Here is an 18484-nt window from a genome sequence, read left to right as displayed (position 1 = left end):
AAATTCAATCATAAAAAAAATGATTATATTGTTAGAGTAAATAATTGAATACTATTGGAGTTCCCCCAAGTTGTAATAGAAATAGCCTATTCTACTTATACTTTCTTATAAATTCATTTAAAATCTTTATATTCTTTTATATATAAAACCACTTTGGCCTAGTGAGTTGTAAAACGATTTATATGCTATATAGCTACTATTCCCCACCACATTTATTTTCAATAGATATTAGCTGCATTTTTTTTAAAACTATTTAATAGGTTTTGTAATGAATAATTCAGCCAAATCTATCAAAAATAGGTACTTCCCTTTTGTTATAACTGCCGTGATACTTATAATTACGGTGTTGCTTGTGGTGCGCCATAGTGTTAATTGCCAAACTGAGGACTCTTACTTAATTAACTTATCTGGAAAACAGCGTATGCTTAGTCAAAGCATTAGTAAAGTTGTTTTCTCAATTAATAATAGTGAGAATGAAACTTCTAAATTAAACTCTATTACATCATTAAAAATAATAGTAGAAGAGTTTGAAAACTCGCATAAATACTTGGTTGAGAATAATAAAGATAATTCGGTTGTTGTAGATTCTTTATTAGGTGTTAGTCAGATTTATCTAAATAAAATTGTTCAATCTTCTTGGAACATAATCAATAAGCCAGATACTATTAATATAAAGGATAATGTAGCGGTTATTGCTAAAGCAGAATCATCGTATTTGTCTAATATGGATTTATTAGTCCTAGCGTATCAAAAAAAATTAGATCAAAACCTAGAAGATTTAGCTAACTATATCAATCTACTTGCATTAGCAGCTTTCTTAATAATAATAGGGCAATATATATTTATAATTGCACCAAGTTTTAAACAGTTATTTAATAGAAATACTGATATATCTGCAGTTGAGGAAGAACTTTCAATTTCAAAAAATAATCAAGAGCTTTCAAAAAGAGCTTTGAGTAAAGTAAATTTAGAATTAAAAGCAATCTTAAATTCAGGGCCTATTGCCATTATTTCAACAGATGTTAATGGAATAATTAATCACTTTAATCACGGTGCTGAGTTATTGTTAGGGTATTCCGCTTCTGAAATGGTTGGTTTAAATGAACCTGAAATGTTTCATATTAAAGAGGAGCTAGATAATTTTAGAATTGATATAGCCGAAACGTATGGGGCAGATCCCGAAGGTTATGATCCTTACTTAGAACTAGCTAAAAGAAATTTATACGACACTCGCGAATGGACTTTTAAACGAAAGGATGGTTCTGTATTTCCTGTGCAATTAACCTTAAATGCAATTAAAAATAGTGCCGGTGAGAAAGTAGGATTTCTCGGTATTGCATTTGACATTACAGAAAGGAAAAAAGCTAAAGAAGAACTATTAAAGAAAAATCAACTATTAAATTTTTCTGAAGTTATTACAAAAACAGGGCACTGGAAATGGGATGTAATTGCAGATAGGGTAAGGTGGTCAGATAATTTGTATAACGTTTTTGAACTCGACAAGAATGTAATTGATATACAATTTGACACCTATTTCAAATATGTACATCCTGATGATAAAGATTTTGTTGCTGAAAGGTTCGATGATGCTATTAAAGGAAGGGGGCTGAAGAGTTTTGTGCATAAAATTTCTACTAACGGAAAAACTAAAACAATTCAGATTTTAGGAGAAATTACTACCAATGAAAAAGGTGAGGTAGTTGAAATGATTGGTACTTGTCAAGATATCACAGAGCAATGGATGTCCGAAAATAAATTTAGAGGTTTGTTAGAGTCTGCACCAGATGCTATGATTATTGTAGATGAGGATGGATTAATTCAAATAGCAAATAAACAAGCCGAAATTTTATTTGGTTACACTTCGTCAGAATTGATTGGACAGTCTGCTGGGATATTATTCCCAAAACGAATAGCATATTACTTTGATAAATATCAGGCTAAGTATTTTGGAAACCCAAAAATTAAATCAATTGGTGTAAATAAGGATTCTTTTGGGATCACTAAAGATGGCAGAGAAATTCACGTGCAATTAAGTTTAAGTCCACTTGAAACAGATGAAGGGATTTTAGTTTCAACGGCAATACGAGATATCACCATTCAAAAAGAAGCGGAAAAAGAATTGATTAGAAAAAATCAATTATTAAATTTTGCTGAAAAAATCACCAAAATGGGTAACTGGCAATGGGATTTAATTACCAATGATTTGTATTGGTCAACTAACCTTTGTAAAATATTTGAAATCGATGAAAATACCGATATAACATTCGAAACTTATTTTGATTTTGTGCATCCAGATGACAGAGAAGAAGTATCTGATCAAATAAAAGAATCTATAGAAGGTGAATTGTTTAATAGTGTAATTCATCGTATCATTTTAAAAAGTGGAACTATAAAGATTATCCAACTTTTAGCGGTAGTAGTTAAAAATGAAGATGGTGATGTTTTGGAGATGATAGGTTCTTGTCAGGATATCACTGAACAACGAATGGCTGAAAATAAATTTAGAGGCCTACTTGAATCTGCTCCAGATGCTATGATTATTGTAAATGACAAAGGAATAATCCAACTCGTAAATAAACAAGCTGAATATTTATTTGGTTACCCAGCATTTGAACTGGTAAACGAATCTGTGGAAATTTTAATTCCTAACAGATTTATGGAAAATTATGAAATCTACTTAACGGAATCTTTTGGTAATCCAAAGGCTAAGGTTTTGGATTTATTGGAAAAAGACCTTTATACAATTAATAAAATAGGGGAAGAGATTCCAGTCCATATTAGCTTAAGTCCTCTACAGACTGAAGAGGGTTTGTTGGTGTCTGTAGCTATACGTGATATTACAAAGCAAAAAAAAGCTGAAAATGAGCTGCTGCGTAAAAATCAATTATTAAGTTTTGCAGAGGAAATCACCATGATGGGTAATTGGCAGTGGAATCTAATGACAAATGATGTCAAATGGTCTGCTAACTTATATCGCATATTTGGTATTGATAGTTCTTTAGAAGTGAATTTTGATGACTATTTTTCATTTGTTCATCAAGATGATAAAGAACTTGTAACAAAGCATATAGAAAAATCATTGAAAATAAATTCATTTGAAAGTTTATTACATAAAATAAGTTTGAAAGATGGTACAGTAAAAACAATACAGCTTTTAGCAGAAATAATTTTAAATAGTGAAGGAGATGCAGTTGAAATGATAGGTACTTGTCAAGATATTACTGCCCAGAAATTTACTGAGAATGAGCTGATTAGAAAAAATCATATATTAAATTTTGCTGAAAAAATAACTTTGATGGGTAATTGGCAAGCTGATATTGTCAATGATGAAGTTAAATGGTCTACTAATTTGTATCGTATTTTTCAGCTAGATGAGAATACTAAAACAACACTTGCAACATATCTTGAATTCACCCATCCCGATGATAAAGCCAAGGTGGCAAAACATATGCGCGATACAGTTGAAAAGAAAGTTTTTACTGATTTAGTTCATCGTATTCAATTAGCTGACGGTACGGTAAAAATTGTACAGTTATTAGCTCAAGTTGTAACTGATGATTCTAATAATGTAACTGAAGTTATAGGTACTTGTCAGGATGTTACGACTCAACGAATGGCTGAAAATAAGTTTAGAGGTCTTCTTGAATCTGCTCCAGATGCTATGGTTATTGTGAATGATCTTGGAAATATTCAATTAATAAATAAGCAAGCCGAAAATTTATTTGGGTATACATTAGATGAAATTTTTAATAAATCTGTTGAAATATTGATACCTACTAGATTTTCTAATAATCATTCTCAAAATCGATCTGATTTCTTTTCTAATCCAAAAATTAGGTCAATGGGTGTTGGAAAAGGACAAGAATTATTTGGAATTAATAGAGATGGTAAAGAAATTCCGATTCAGATAAGTTTAAGCCCACTTCAAACAGAAGAAGGATTGTTGGTTTCAGCAGCAATAAGGGATATAACAGTCCAAAAAAATGCAGAGCTTAAAATTATTCAGGCTAATGAAAATTTAAAATTATTAACTAAACATTTATCAGGTCAAAACAAACAACTTGAGGATTTTGCACATATATCATCTCATAATCTACGCTCTCCAGTTAGTAATTTAAATGCATTATTGCATATATATAACCACTGTGAAACCGAAGAAGAAAGAGAAGAAGTTTTTGAAAAATTTGAAATTGTAATTAGTCATCTTACATCAACTTTGAATGTATTGATAGAGGCGATTAAGACTAAAAAAGAAAACATAAAAGTGCTTGAAAAAATAAGTTTTAATGATGTATTAGTTAAGACAAAGGTTTTAATATCACAACAAATACAAGATACTAATACGATGATTACAAGTGATTTTTCAGAAATACCAATTATTGAGTATCATAAAACATATTTGGAAAGTATTTTTCTTAATTTAGTAACGAATGCAATTAAATATAAAGACCCAATTCGACATCCTAAAATACATATAGAATCTAAACTCGTAAAAGGAAAAGTTTGGTTAACTATAAGTGATAATGGCTTAGGGATTGATTTAAATAAACATGGTCATAAGCTTTTTGGTTTAAATAAAACGTTTCATAGACACCCAGAGGCAAAAGGTGTTGGGTTGTATCTTACTAAAATACAAGTAGAGACTATGGGAGGAACAATTTTTGCTAAAAGTGAATTAGGTAAAGGTTCAAAATTTACTGTAATTTTTAATAACTAAAAAAATGAAAAATTTTTATAATATTTGTGTCATAGATGATGATTTAATCTATCAATACACTATTACTAAAACAATAAAGTTGTATGATTTGGCCAAGAATATTATGGTTTTTTCAGATGGAGAAGAAGCATTGGATTTCTTAATAAGGAATATTGAAACTAATGAGACTTTACCAGACATTATTTTGTTAGACATTAATATGCCTATAATGGATGGTTTTCAATTCATGGAAGAATATGTTAAAATAAAACCTAGAGTCGGCAAAAGTATTTTAATTTATATGGTTTCTTCTTCAGTAGATTCAAGAGATATAGAAAGAGCTAAAAGAATTTCAGATATTTCAGATTATATAATAAAGCCAATTAAACCTGGAGAATTAATTTCAATTGTTGAATCTTTTCAGAAAAACGTTAACTAAAAAATTACAAGTGTCTTAGTGAAGTTAAAATTGAAATCAAAAAAAATGCCCGCTATTTTAGCGGGCATTTTTATATCTAATAGTTAAAAAGATTAGTCTTTCTTTCTATCGTCTTTTCTAGTATCACGTCCACGATTATCTCTACCGCGATTGTTACGATCACCTCTGTCCTCACGAGGAGCAGGAGCTACATAACCTTCTGGTTTAGGTAAAAGTGCTTTTCTAGAAACTTTCTCTTTTCTAGTACGTTTGTCAACACCAAAGTATTTTACATCAAATACATCGCCCATGTTTACAACATCGGTAACGTTTTCAGTACGTTCCCAAGCTAACTCAGATACGTGCAGTAATACTTCATTTCCAGGAGCTTCTGTATATTCAACAACAGCACCAAAATCTAGCATTTTGATAACTTTTACTTCGTAAACTGAACCTACTGTAGGTTTAAACGTAATAGAATCAATTTTCGCTAATACAGCGTCGATTCCTTCTTGTCCTGTTCCTAAAATTTCAACAATACCTTCTTCAGTTACAGGGTCTTCGTTAATAACGATAGTACATCCAGTTTCTTTTTGAAGCTCTTGTATTACTTTTCCACCAGGTCCAATTAATGCACCAATAAATTCATTTTTGATGCGAACACTTACCATTTTAGGAGCGTAATCTTTTACATCGGCTCTAGGAGTTGCAATAGTGTCAGTTAGTTTTTCTAATATGTGTAAGCGACCATCTCTTGCTTGTTTTAATGCACTAACAAGAATTTCATAGCTTAATCCTTTTACTTTAATATCCATCTGGCAAGCAGTAATTCCATCTGCAGTTCCAGTTACTTTAAAGTCCATATCTCCTAAGTGATCTTCATCACCAAGGATATCAGATAATACAGCATATTTTCCTGAATCAGCATCAGATATAAGTCCCATTGCAATACCAGAAACTGGTTTCGTCATTTGGATACCTGCATCCATCATTGCCATTGTTCCAGCACATACAGTTGCCATTGAAGATGAACCATTAGATTCTAATACTTCACTAACTACACGTACAGTGTAAGGGCAATCCGCAGGTACCATACCTTTAAGCCCACGTTGAGCTAAGTTACCGTGACCAACTTCTCTACGAGATGTTCCACGAATAGGTCTAGCTTCACCAGTACAGAAAGGAGGGAAGTTATAATGAAGGTAGAAGTTTTCTTCTCCTTCATAAGAAGGCATATCAATTTTATTAGAATCTCTAGATGTTCCTAATGTTACTGTTGCAAGAGCTTGAGTTTCTCCACGTGTAAAAATGGCAGAACCATGTACAGATGGTAGGTAATCAGTCTCACACCAGATTGGACGAATATCAACAGTCTTACGACCATCAAGACGAAGTCCTTCATTTAAAGTAAGATCTCTAATTGCAGCTTTTTCAGCGCTACGGTAGTATTTAGATACTAAACCTCCATAATCAGCTAATTCTTCTTCGCTAAAAGTAGCTTTTATGTCTTCTTTTATTTCATTGAAAGCAGCACTACGCTCGTGCTTAGATGAACCAGCTTTAGCGATTGCATACACTTTGTCGTATGCCATTGCATGAACTTTTTCTTTAAGCTCATCATCTTCTCTTTCAGGTGGGTACTCACGAGTTTCTTTCTTTCCGAAAGCTTCTGCTAATCTAAGTTGCGCAGCACATTGTACTTTAATGTGATCGTGAGCAAATTTAATCGCATCTGCCATTTCTTCTTCAGAAATTTCATCCATTTCACCTTCAACCATCATCACAGAATCAGCCGATGCTCCAATCATCATATCGATGTCAGACTCTTCTAATTGAGCTCTAGTTGGGTTAATTACAAATTCACCGTTTACACGTCCTACTCTTGCTTCAGAGATAGCACATTCAAATGGGAAATCTGATAATTGAATTGCTGCAGAAGCTGCAAGTCCTGCCATAGCATCTGGCATAACATCATCATCGTGAGACATTAACTGGATCATCACCTGAGTTTCAGAATGGTAATCTTTTGGGAATAATGGACGTAATACACGATCCACTAAACGCATAGTTAAAACTTCACCATCACTTGGGCGCGCTTCTCTTTTAAAGAAACCACCTGGGTAACGTCCTGCTGCTGCAAATTTTTCACGGTAATCTACCGTTAATGGTAAGAAATCTAGATCCTTTTGTTCGTAGTTAGAAACTACTGTACAAAGCATCATACATTTTCCAGACTGAACCACGACTGAACCGTGTGCCTGTTTTGCTAATTTTCCAGTTTCAATAGAGATCTCTCTACCGTCACCAAGGTCAATGACCTCTCTAAATACTTTAGGTATCATAAAAAAATGTTTTTCATATTTCCGCAAGCGGAAATGTTAATTTGGTCAACAATTGGGTCTCAATTGAAGTGTTGTTGTGTTGTTGTGGTTTGACCAATGAAAAACTAAAGGGTAGCCTTTTCAGTATTTTTATATCTGAAAATTCAGATATCTAATTTCCATATAAAACACTAATAAGGTGTACTTCGGAAATGTTATTTTAATGAACGTTTCGATAGTTGATTTATTCTCCTAGCGAAGGGTATTTAATATAAAAAAGTCTCGAAATTGAATATTCGAGGTAAAAATAAAGGAGCACTATTAAGTGCTCCTTTAAATATATTACTTACGTAATCCTAGTTCAGCTACAATAGCTCTGTAACGCATAATGTCTTTCTTCATTAGGTAATCTAATAATGAACGACGCTTACCTACTAGCATAACTAGAGAACGCTCTGTGTTGTAATCTTTGTGGTTTCTTTTAAGGTGACCTGTTAAGTGCTCAATTCTGTAAGTGAATAAAGCGATCTGTCCTTCTGCAGAACCTGTGTCAGTTGCAGATTTCCCGTGCTTTGCGAAAATTTCTGCTTTTTCTTTTGAATCTAAATACATGCTAATATTGTTAAAATGATTTTTATGTATGAATCACGCGTGTCGTAATTCGGCTGCAAAAATACTAAAATTTAGTAATATCACATTGTTTTATTTAAAAATACGTATTGTTTTAATTGCAAGTCAGTCAATGACTTAAAATGATATTTCTGAAATACTCATCTAGAATTGTTTTATGAAGTATTCTAAATTGAATAAAATAGCTGCACAGGGAATAATCAAATTAATATTTCAGTAAAAAAAAGTAGTATAAATAAACCCGTTAACAATCAAGTTAACGGGTTTTGTATTGTAGAGATATTAGCTGTTTAAGCTGTTTTCTCACGTAATGGTTGATTTAAAACTAAGTCTAAATATAGGTTGATTTTACGTTTCATATCCTTACGGTGTGAGATAAAATCTAGAAAACCGTGTTCAAGTACAAACTCAGCACTCTGGAAACCGTCTGGTAAATCTTTTCCCGTTGTATCTTTTACAACACGTGGTCCTGCAAAACCAATTAATGCTCCAGGTTCACTTATATTGATATCACCTAACATTGCAAACGATGCTGTTGTTCCTCCTGTTGTAGGGTCTGTACATAGTGATATGTAAGGTATTCCTGCATCTGCTAATTGTGCTAGTTTTGCACTTGTTTTAGCTAATTGCATTAATGAAAGTGCAGCTTCCATCATTCGGGCTCCACCAGATTTACTTATTAATAAAAATGGGGTGTTGTTTTTTAGTGCATAATCTGCTGCTCGAGCAATTTTTTCTCCTACAACAGATCCCATTGATCCACCAATAAAACTAAAATCCATACAGGCAATAACAAGATCGTTACCCATAGATTTTCCTACGGCTGTTCTAACTGCATCTTTCAATCCAGTTTTCTTTTGTGCTGCTTCAAGGCGATCAGTATATTTCTTTTTGTCTACAAATTTTAAAGGGTCTTTAGATGTTAAATTAGCATCTAACTCTTTAAATTTATTGTCGTCAAATAATATTTCGAAATATTCCTTGCTTCCTATTCGTACATGATATCCGTCTTCTGGACTTACGTAATAGTTACGCTCTAACTCTTCAGCGTCAACAACTTTACCTGTTGGGGATTTGTACCACAGTCCTTTAGGGACATCTTTTTTGTCCTCTGTAGCTGTTTGTATACCTTTTTTTGTTCTTTTAAACCAAGCCATATCTTCTTCGTTTAGTTGAATTTCAATGTTTTTTATCATGAAATTCTGATTATAATGTATTTACGTTATTAAGATCCTCAAAGGCTCTTTTTAAACGAGTTTTAAATGTTAATTCTCCTTCACGAAGCCACTTACGTGGGTCGTAATATTTTTTGTTAGGTAATTCAGCTCCATCAGGATTTCCTATTTGTGTCATTAAATAGTCTTTATTGGTAATTACATAATCACGAACACCTTCAGTAAATGCGAATTGTAAATCTGTATCAATATTCATTTTAATAACACCGTATCCTATAGCTTCTCTAATTTCTTCTAAAGTAGAACCACTTCCTCCATGAAAAACAAAATCAACTGGGTTGTGACCCGTGTTAAATTTTTTCTGAACGTATTCTTGTGAGTTCATTAAAATTTTAGGAGTTAATTTTACATTTCCTGGCTTGTATACACCGTGCACATTTCCGAAGGCAGCTGCAATCGTAAACTGGTCGCTCACTTTCATTAGCTCTTCGTAAGCGTATGCTACTTCTTCCGGTTGTGTATATAGTTTAGATACATCAACGTCTGTATTGTCCACACCGTCTTCTTCACCACCAGTAATTCCTAATTCTATTTCTAGTGTCATGCCAATTTTACTCATACGAGCAAGGTATGTTTTGCAGATTTCAATATTTTCTTCAATAGGTTCTTCACTTAAGTCAATCATGTGAGAACTGTAAAGTGGCTTACCGTTTTCTTTGTAAAACTTTTCGCCAGCTTCTAATAAACCATCAATCCAAGGAAGTAGTTTTTTTGCACAGTGATCTGTATGTAGTACTACTGTTGCGCCATAAAGCTCAGCCATTTGATGAACGTGCATTGCACCAGAAATACCACCTGCAATTGCTGCTTTCTGGTTTTCATTTGAAAGACCTTTACCTGCAAAAAATGTACACCCACCATTAGAAAATTGAATGTTTACAGGAGCATTTAACTCTGCCGCTGTTTCAATTACTGCATTTACAGTGCTTGTGCTTGTTACGTTAACAGCTGGCATTGCAAATCCTTTTTCCTTCGCATACGCGTGTATGGCTTGAATTTCTTTTCCAGTGGCTACGCCAGATTTTATATTGTGACTCATAGTTGGTGTTTAATTAAGCTGCAAAAATAATGATTTTAGACGAAGCAGAAACGTTAATGATTACGTTTTCATTTTTTGATGAAAATGAATCGTTAATGCTTTTTTCTAGATATTTAAAAAGGGTAGTTAATCCCAATGTTGTATACTGCATTACTAAAATTATATTCTTTAAACCATCGACTGCCTTCAGTCAATGCTGGGTTGTGAGTTTTAAATCCTGTGTCTAAACGGAAAACAAAAAAGCCAAAATCATATCGTAATCCAAGTCCACTTGCTACGGCTAATTCGTTTAAATCGCTAAGTCCGCTAAATCTAGAAGCTTCATCAGTAACATTGTCTAGTGCATTCCAAATGTTTCCCGCATCTACAAAAAGGGCTCCTTTGAAAGCGCCTAAAATAGTAAAGCGATATTCAGCATTAAAAGCTAATTTAAAATTTGCTTCATTAAAGTCGAACACACTACCGCTGCTACCAGGTCCAAGATCGTAAGGGCGCCAACCTCTATTGTCATTTGCTCCACCAGCAAAATAACTTCGTGTAAAAGGAATGCTTTCGCTATTGCCATAAGGAATTGCAATACCACCAAATGCTCTAATTGCAAATACATTATCTCCACCAAAAATTTGCCAATGTTTGATGTATTCACTTTCAAATTTTCCGTATTGAGAGAAAACAACACCAAAGGTGCGATATTCGTCATCGTCGTTTTGCTCTAAACTTGCGATGCTAGCAATATTAGAAAGTAAATTTCCTGCAGATTCAATTTTCCATCGAAATCTTGAAAAGCTTTTGTCAAATATGTTTTCTCTTGTATCTCTAGTCCAAACAAAATTAGAAGCGAAAATAAGATTGTCTTCTGTAAGTCTTAATTGTCTTTCAATAACACTTGATAAAATGTCTGCTTGATCACTATTAGTATTAAAACTTGTTCCATCTGTGTCAAAATCATTTAAAAAAGAATCAATACCAGTAGGTATTTCAAGCTCCAGATCTCCATCATCATTAATAAAATAATAATCTGGATTTATAGATCCTGTGTCTGCAGTTTCTAAATCTTGCGCAATGTCATTAACCTGATCAAATGAGTTTTGGTAGACATTGAAAAAGTTGTTTGTATTTAAGTTACGTACATATTGAACATTAAATAAATCGAAACTATTCGTGCGTATTTTTTTAGGTTTCCACTCGTAATTAAATATAAAACTTAAGTTTTGACGATCTAGACCTATATTGTTTTGTGCGCTAAAACCTGTGCTGATATTGGTTCTAGGTGACATGTATTTAGGAATATATCTAGTGGTGTTAATTGGGAATAAAAATCTTGGAAAAGAGAGCTTGGCATCGATACCAACTTCTGTTGTGTTGAAGAAACTTTCATTGTCTCCAGCATCCTTTGATGAACCAACACTACCACTTCCTGAAATTTGTAGAATTTCAGCTCCTCTAAAAATATTTCTTAATAGGAGGGAGCCACTAAAACCAACACCTACTTGTTGAATTGTTGATGTGTACGTGTCAAAACTTACATCTAAAGTTGCTTTTTTTCTAGGTGTTAGAAAAATTGTGCTAATTAAACCGTTACCTATGGTGTCCCTCGGATCTTCTTGATAAGAAATATTAGGGTATTTAAAAATACGTAAATCACTTACTTGATTGTACGTTAAATTTCGGTCTACATCTTTAAAAATTCTATTAGGTGATATCGCTACAGCATCAGTAATTGCCCGAGGACGATATCTCATTTTGCCATAACTATATATAGTGTAGCCTTTAAATTTTACGGAATCTTGAAATTTTCTCCCTTGATTAGCGAACGTGTAGTCAGTTATTATTTTAACCTCATTCACTTTATGTACTTGGAATGGTTTTGTTTCAACAGTATCGCCCACTTCAATTTTTCTGTCAGGAATAATATAAGTGATATTCGCTTTGTGATTAGTTTTCACAGTATCAGCTTCAAAACTGATGTAATCTCTGTCAAAATAGTAAAGTCCAGAGTTTCGAAGTTGAATGTTAATTCGGTTTCTTTCATTTTCAAAATCAGTTGCTGCGTATTGCTTGCCTTCTTTTAAGAATGATTGATTTTTAGTTGCCTTAAAAATTGAATCTACAACAGGAGAGCTAATACTTTTCTGAATGCTATCTACAAAATAAGGCTGGTGTTTTGTTATTCTGTATTCAACCGAAGCGCGTTTCTCTTTGTTCTCGTTCGCTGTAACTTTAGAAGAGCCTTCAGTATTGAACCATCCTTTTTTAGAATACCATGATTTTATGCGTTGAAGTGATTTGTTGGTTTTGGCTTCGTCTATTATAACTGGGGCATCTCCACTCTTTTTTAGCCATTCATTAAAGCCTACATAGCTATTGCCTAATTCGTCAACTTGTTTTTTAGAAATAAAGTTAATTAAGCGTTCCTCACGTTTAGGTTTTTTGTGTAGCCATTTATAATATGTGCTATCTGCTTTTTGATCTGCTAGATTGTAAATGTAAAGACCCATCGGTATTCCGAATAGTGGAACTTTCGTGTTAGGGCGTTGTACTATTTGCGAGAGTACACCAGCATCTGTTTCTTCTTCGCCATCAACAATAATTGTGTTTTCAGTTAAAAGAAACTTATCATCGGGAACATTCTTGACAGCATTACACGAAGCAATGAGCAGCGCCGTTCCTAAAATTAGTGATATTTTTGTGAAGCTTGTTTGCAAGAAGGGTGTTTATCTTATTTCTTGTCACGGTGTAATGACAATGTAAAAATACTACAATTTGATTAGTAAAGGACAAATAAAACTTATAACGGGATTACAGCAAAAAAAGTACCGTACTAAAGCGGGACTTTTTGCAGCTGAAGGTCCTAAAGTTATTGCTGAATTAGAAAAAGAAGGCTTAAAATTACATAGTCTTTTCACTATTAATGATGAGACAGTACAAAGTAACAACGTATTTAAAGTTTCAGAATTAGAGCTTAAAAAAATTAGTTTTCTAACAACAGCGAACTCGTCATTAGCACTTTTTGAAATTCCAAAAACTACTCCTTTGGCAACTAAAGGACTCACAGTAGTACTTGATGCTGTTCGAGATCCTGGGAATTTAGGGACAATAATTAGATTGTGCGATTGGTTTGATGTTACGCAATTGGTGTGTTCTAAGGATACGGTAGATTGTTACAATCCTAAGGTTGTGCAAGCAACAATGGGATCAATTGCTCGTCTTCCTATTCATTATGTGGATTTAAATGAGTTTTTAGAGAATGCTAATCTTCCTGTTTACGCGGGGATGATGGATGGAGCTTCAATTTATGAAAGTGCCTTGCCAGAAAATGCAATAATTGTCCTTGGAAATGAAGCTAATGGTGTTTCAGCCGAAATTTTAAGTAAAGTAACAGCGCGCATTACCATTCCACAATTTGGAATTCGTCAAGCTACTGAAAGTTTAAATGTAGCAACGGCTACTGCAATTTTATTGAGCGAATTTAAAAGATCTACTGGAAAGTAAAGTTGATAAAAACTCCTCTTGAGTTGATGCTGTTTAAGTTTCCTGTATAAGGGCTATTAGGGTTGTCGTCTGGGACAAGTTCATCACTCATAGCAAAAACTCCTCTAATCGATGGCGTGAATTTAAAAAAGTATAAATAGAAGTCTATGCCAACTCCTAGTTCATAATAGTTTGTGTAACGGGTAGTTCTAAATTGGCCTTCTTCGTTATCTTCTGGATTGTTTTCTTTACTTGATAAATTAAGTGATGTAGAAACACCACCAACTATAAATGGTTTCCAGTTATTAAGTCTTTTAGTTGAAAATTTAACCAAAAGAGGAATGTGTATATATGTAGATTTAACTTCTCTTAGTATATCTTGTTCTTCAGTAAATCCAGGGAAACGAAGGTTTCGTTGTGTAAAATAAAGTCCTGGTTCGAGTCTTAAATTTATGTAGTTGTTAATACGCATATCGCCTATTAGACCTACGTTAAATCCTGTTGAAGGTTCTACTATTACATCGGTAAGTTCTCTACCGCGCTCATCATTATATTCAATTTTAAAATCGTAATTATTAAAACCTAGAAAATAACCCCAAGTTAAAAAACGGTTGTCAAATGTTTCTAAATTAGATAAACGTTCTCTGCTAAAAAGTTGTGCTTGAATGCTTTGTGCTAATAATCCAAAAGCTAAGAGTAAGATTAATTTTTTCATATAAAAAGCTCGTTTTAACGAGTCGTACTTTTTATTATACCACTATTTGTAGTAAAATTGTTTTAAACTTTATTTAGATGCTGAGTAAATAGTAGCAACGCCAAAAGTTTGTGGTTTGTTATCCACTTTAATAAACCCAATTTTCTTTAAAATATTGTTGAGTGCTTCACCATGTGGAAAAACAGAAGCGCTTTCCGACAAATAGCTATAAGCAACTTTGTCTTTACTAAATATTTTACCAATTAATGGTAAAATATTTTTACTATAAACGTTGTAGCCTTGCTTAAAAGGAAATTTAGTTGGCACTGATGTTTCTAAAATAATAAAAAGCCCTCCTTTTTTAAGTACTCTTTTAATTTCAGATAATCCTTTTTCAAGAGTTTCAAAGTTTCTAATTCCAAATGAAACTGTAATAACATCAAAGCTATTGTCTTCAAATGGTAAGTTTTCACTATCACCTTGAATAAAAGAAACCTTTTTCTCAATTTCAGTGCTAGCTACTTTTTTGCGCGCAACTTCTAACATTCCGTTAGATATGTCTAGGCCAACAATTTTAGGAGTAGCGGTGTGCATTGCAAATGATATCGCTAAGTCACCTGTTCCTGTAGCAATATCAAGAATGCTTTCAGGTTTTTTTGCCTGAACCATTTTAAGAACTTTCTTTCGCCACTTTACGTCGGTACCTAATGATATTACACGATTAAGGCCGTCATAGTTAGAAGAAATATTATCAAACATTTGTTCAACTTGTTGCTTTTTATTGAGTTCTGAATCTTTGTAAGGAGTTACCTTTTTGTTTTCTGCCATATCAACCGCAAAAATACAGAAATTAAAGACAAAAGTTTAGCGTTATTGATGTGTTCATTTATGTAAATGGTAGAATTTAAAAGGAGTATAATTTTTTATGGTTGATTTTGTTGAATCATTAATATTTCAGTATAAAATAATATAGCAGTTCACTCAGGCTCATAGGATTTAAAAATTCAATACCTTTGTAATCTTATGTGTACGCGCAAGAAATAGGAGTAAAGAATAATTGTTTTAATAAGTCCCCTGTTTTATTCTGCTTGCGTACGATTAATAAATACAAATGAAGATAATTATTGCTGGTGCCGGCGAGGTGGGATTCCATTTAGCTAAACTGTTGTCTTTTGAATCTCAAGACATTACGTTGATTGATACTGATCGAGATTCGTTGTCATATGCAGATACACATCTTGATATTCGCGTTGTTCGTGGAGATGCAACTTCCATCAAAGTACTTGAGGATAGTAATATTACAGCTACAGATTTAGTCATTGCCGTAACAGCTTCTGAAACTACAAACATCACAGTTTGTGTTCTCGCAAAGCAACTTGGAGCTAAAAGAACAATCGCGAGAATATCAAATACTGAATTTATTGATCGAAAAGATGAAGTAGGTTTTACGAAGTTTGGGATAGACGAACTTATTTCTCCAGAGTCACTTGCTGCAAATGAAATTGAATTATTATTAAACCAAAGTGCATTCAATGATACTTACGAGTTTGAAAATGGAGCCTTGACTATGATAGGTTTACATTTAACTCGTACAAATAGTTTTGTTGATAGAACTGTTAAAGAGGTTGCTGCTATTTATCCAAATTTAAAGTATGCGCCTATAGCAATGCAACGTTTTGGTACGCAATACACATTAATTCCTCGTGGAGATACCAAGTTTAAAGAAGGTGACCAGGTTTATTTTATAACAACAAAAGAGGGTGTTGATGAAATCTATAAACTTACAGGTCGCGAGCGTCACGAAATTAAAAATGTGATGATTTTAGGTGGTTCTAATATTGGATACAAAACTGCTAATGATTTGTGTAAGAATAAGTTTAATGTAAAACTTATAGAAAACGATAAAGAAAAAGCATTTGAAATTGCAGATGATATTCCTAGCTGTTTAGTAATTAATGGTGATGGACGTAATGTCGATTTATTGCTTGAAGAAGATATTCAAGGTATGGATGCCTTTATTTCCGTAACCGGAAATAGTGAAACTAACATCATGTCTTGTTTAGTCGCTAAATCTAAGGGGGTACAAAAAGCAATAGCGCTTGTTGAAAATATGGATTATTTTCAATTATCGCATTCGATTGGTATTGATACGCTAATCAATAAAAAGCTTTTAGCGGCAAATAATATTTTTAGGTATATCCGAAAAGGAGAAGTTGTAGCAATGACTAAACTCAACAACATGAATGCTGAGTTATTAGAGTTTATTGTCAAGGACTGTTCAAAGGTTTCGGGTAAAAAAATCAAGGATATCGATTTACCTCGATCTGCAATAATAGGAGGTGTAATTAGACAAGATATAGGTATCATTGCTTTAGGAGATTTTAAAATCGAAACAGGTGATAGAATTGTCGTTTGTTGTCTGCCTCAATCAATTAGTAAAGTAGAAAAGCTCTTTATCTAATGAATATTCTTACTAAATTAAATGTTAAGATTGTCGTTCACATTATGGGACTGCTTTTAGCGGTTAATGGGGTATTTATGCTTATTGCTTCTATTATAAGCATTGCTTATAATGATGGAGTTTTTAAGGAAATGTTACTCTCTGCCGGAGTTACACTTTTTGTGGGTATTGTAACTATGTTGTTGACAAGAAAACATAAAAAAGAAATTCATAAACGAGATGGGTACATCATAGTATCTCTTGGGTGGGTAATTATGTCGCTTGCAGGGACAATTCCATATTTGTTTACAGGTGCAATCCCCAATTTTACAGATGCTTTTTTTGAAACAATGAGTGGTTATTCAACTACCGGTGCTACCATTTTAAGTGATATTGAAAGTATTCCTAACGGAGTTCTATTTTGGAGAAGTACAACTCATTGGATTGGTGGAATGGGTATTATTGTTCTCGCGGTAGCGATTTTACCGCTTTTAGGAATAGGAGGGATGCAGCTTTTTGCAGCCGAAGCTCCAGGTCCAGGTGGAGATAAATTGCATCCTAGAATTACCGATACTGCAAAAAGATTATGGCTTATTTATGTAGGATACACAGCTGCTGAAACATTGCTTTTGTATGTAGCTGGAATGAGCTTTTTCGATGCGATAAATCATTCGTTAAGTACTTTAAGTACGGGAGGATTTTCAACTAAAAATGCTAGTGTAGCATATTGGAACGATACCCCATTAATACAATATATAATTATTTTCTTTATGTATTTAGCGGGTGCAAATTTTGTACTAAGCTATTTTGCATTTAAGCGGAAATTTTCTAAAATTTTTAAAGATGAAGAGTTTAGATCTTATTCCTTATTAGTGATTGGGATAACAATAATTATGGCGTTTTTAATTTACTTTAATGTAGATTTTGGTTTAAGTAGTATTGATCATCCTATGGTATTAGGAAAAGCTGAAGCAAGTATTCGCCATGGACTTTTTCAAGTGTTAAGTATTGTTACAACTACGGGGTTTGTTTCTGCAGATTACGCAATATGGACACCAATTTTAGTCATAATCTTTTTTGGATTAATGTTCTTAGGTGGTTCTTCAGGATCTACCTCTGGGGGTATTAAAATAGTGCGGCACTTAATAATGATAAAAAATGGAGTTTTAGAGTTTAAAAGAACGCTTCATCCACACGCTATTTTACCAGTTCGTTACAATAATAGAGCAGTACAACAACCTATTGTATTTAATATACTTGGATTCTTTATATTATATATGTTATCCTTTATTGTTGGTGTGTTGGTGTTTTCATTGCTTGGACTGGATTTTGCAACTGCATTAGGTGGAGCTGCATCTACTCTAGGGAATGTTGGTCCAGCATTAGGTGATTTAGGACCTGTAAATAGTTACGGAGTGTTATCTACGCCAGCAAAGTGGTGGGCATCATTTTTAATGCTTATAGGTAGGTTAGAGCTTTTTACGGTTCTTATACTTTTTACACCGTTCTTTTGGAGAAACCGATAAAATGATAAAACAAT

General features: G+C 33.2%; 12 protein-coding genes. 5 read left to right on the top strand and 7 right to left on the bottom strand.

Annotated features, from left to right (window positions below; genetic code table 11):
* The first annotated feature begins 268 nt into the window (after positions 1 to 268).
* The gene (locus GBH57_RS09825) at positions 269 to 4717 is read left to right on the top strand and encodes a sensor histidine kinase (RefSeq protein WP_151674317.1); all 4449 of its coding nucleotides are present in this window, start codon (positions 269 to 271) and stop codon (positions 4715 to 4717) included.
* A 4-nt stretch (positions 4718 to 4721) separates the two neighbouring features.
* Positions 4722 to 5135, top strand: a complete 414-nt coding sequence (locus tag GBH57_RS09820) for a response regulator (RefSeq protein ID WP_151674316.1) — start codon at positions 4722 to 4724, stop codon at positions 5133 to 5135.
* Between the two features lie 92 nt (positions 5136 to 5227).
* Here the strand turns inward: GBH57_RS09820 and GBH57_RS09815 are convergent, their stop codons facing one another.
* From GBH57_RS09815 to tamL, 5 genes are all read right to left on the bottom strand, one after another.
* Complete coding sequence (locus GBH57_RS09815; protein ID WP_151674315.1) at positions 5228 to 7456, bottom strand: polyribonucleotide nucleotidyltransferase; 2229 nt, start codon at positions 7454 to 7456, stop codon at positions 5228 to 5230.
* A gap of 321 nt (positions 7457 to 7777) precedes the next feature.
* Positions 7778 to 8047: a 30S ribosomal protein S15 gene (gene rpsO, locus GBH57_RS09810; RefSeq protein WP_151674314.1), complete on the bottom strand. Its 270-nt coding sequence runs from the start codon at positions 8045 to 8047 to the stop codon at positions 7778 to 7780.
* A 308-nt stretch (positions 8048 to 8355) separates the two neighbouring features.
* On the bottom strand, positions 8356 to 9222 hold the full coding sequence (accD, locus tag GBH57_RS09805) for an acetyl-CoA carboxylase, carboxyltransferase subunit beta (RefSeq protein WP_151674357.1): 867 nt from the start codon (positions 9220 to 9222) through the stop codon (positions 8356 to 8358).
* Positions 9223 to 9271: 49 nt separating this feature from the next.
* Entirely contained in the window at positions 9272 to 10339 is a 1068-nt protein-coding gene (fbaA, locus tag GBH57_RS09800) for a class II fructose-bisphosphate aldolase (protein WP_151674313.1), read from the bottom strand.
* Between the two features lie 113 nt (positions 10340 to 10452).
* Positions 10453 to 13044 (bottom strand): translocation and assembly module lipoprotein TamL, encoded by a 2592-nt coding sequence (tamL, locus tag GBH57_RS09795; protein ID WP_151674312.1) that lies wholly within the window; start codon positions 13042 to 13044, stop codon positions 10453 to 10455.
* A gap of 58 nt (positions 13045 to 13102) precedes the next feature.
* Between tamL and GBH57_RS09790 the strand changes: the two genes are divergently transcribed.
* The gene (locus GBH57_RS09790; RefSeq protein ID WP_151674311.1) at positions 13103 to 13831 is read left to right on the top strand and encodes a TrmH family RNA methyltransferase; all 729 of its coding nucleotides are present in this window, start codon (positions 13103 to 13105) and stop codon (positions 13829 to 13831) included.
* Here GBH57_RS09790 and porT read toward each other — a convergent pair.
* Both porT and ubiE read right to left on the bottom strand, forming a co-directional pair.
* The gene (gene porT / locus GBH57_RS09785) at positions 13818 to 14525 is read right to left on the bottom strand and encodes a type IX secretion/gliding motility protein PorT/SprT (RefSeq protein ID WP_151674310.1); all 708 of its coding nucleotides are present in this window, start codon (positions 14523 to 14525) and stop codon (positions 13818 to 13820) included. The two genes, GBH57_RS09790 and porT, sit on opposite strands and share 14 nt — an antisense overlap.
* A gap of 69 nt (positions 14526 to 14594) precedes the next feature.
* Entirely contained in the window at positions 14595 to 15332 is a 738-nt protein-coding gene (ubiE, locus tag GBH57_RS09780) for a bifunctional demethylmenaquinone methyltransferase/2-methoxy-6-polyprenyl-1,4-benzoquinol methylase UbiE (protein WP_151674309.1), read from the bottom strand.
* 283 nt (positions 15333 to 15615) lie between these two features.
* On the opposite strand from ubiE, the gene trkA reads away from it, so the two are divergent.
* Together trkA and GBH57_RS09770 are read left to right on the top strand one after the other, a co-directional pair.
* Complete coding sequence (trkA, locus tag GBH57_RS09775) at positions 15616 to 16965, top strand: Trk system potassium transporter TrkA (protein ID WP_151674308.1); 1350 nt, start codon at positions 15616 to 15618, stop codon at positions 16963 to 16965.
* Complete coding sequence (locus tag GBH57_RS09770) at positions 16965 to 18470, top strand: TrkH family potassium uptake protein (protein ID WP_151674307.1); 1506 nt, start codon at positions 16965 to 16967, stop codon at positions 18468 to 18470. Before trkA ends, GBH57_RS09770 begins: the two co-directional genes overlap by 1 nt.
* Positions 18471 to 18484: the final 14 nt, after the last annotated feature.

The sequence above is a fragment of the Patiriisocius marinus genome (assembly GCF_008974325.1).
In the GTDB taxonomy this organism is placed as follows: Bacteria; Bacteroidota; Bacteroidia; order Flavobacteriales; family Flavobacteriaceae; genus Patiriisocius; species Patiriisocius marinus.
This window is presented reverse-complemented; position numbering and strand designations above follow the sequence as displayed.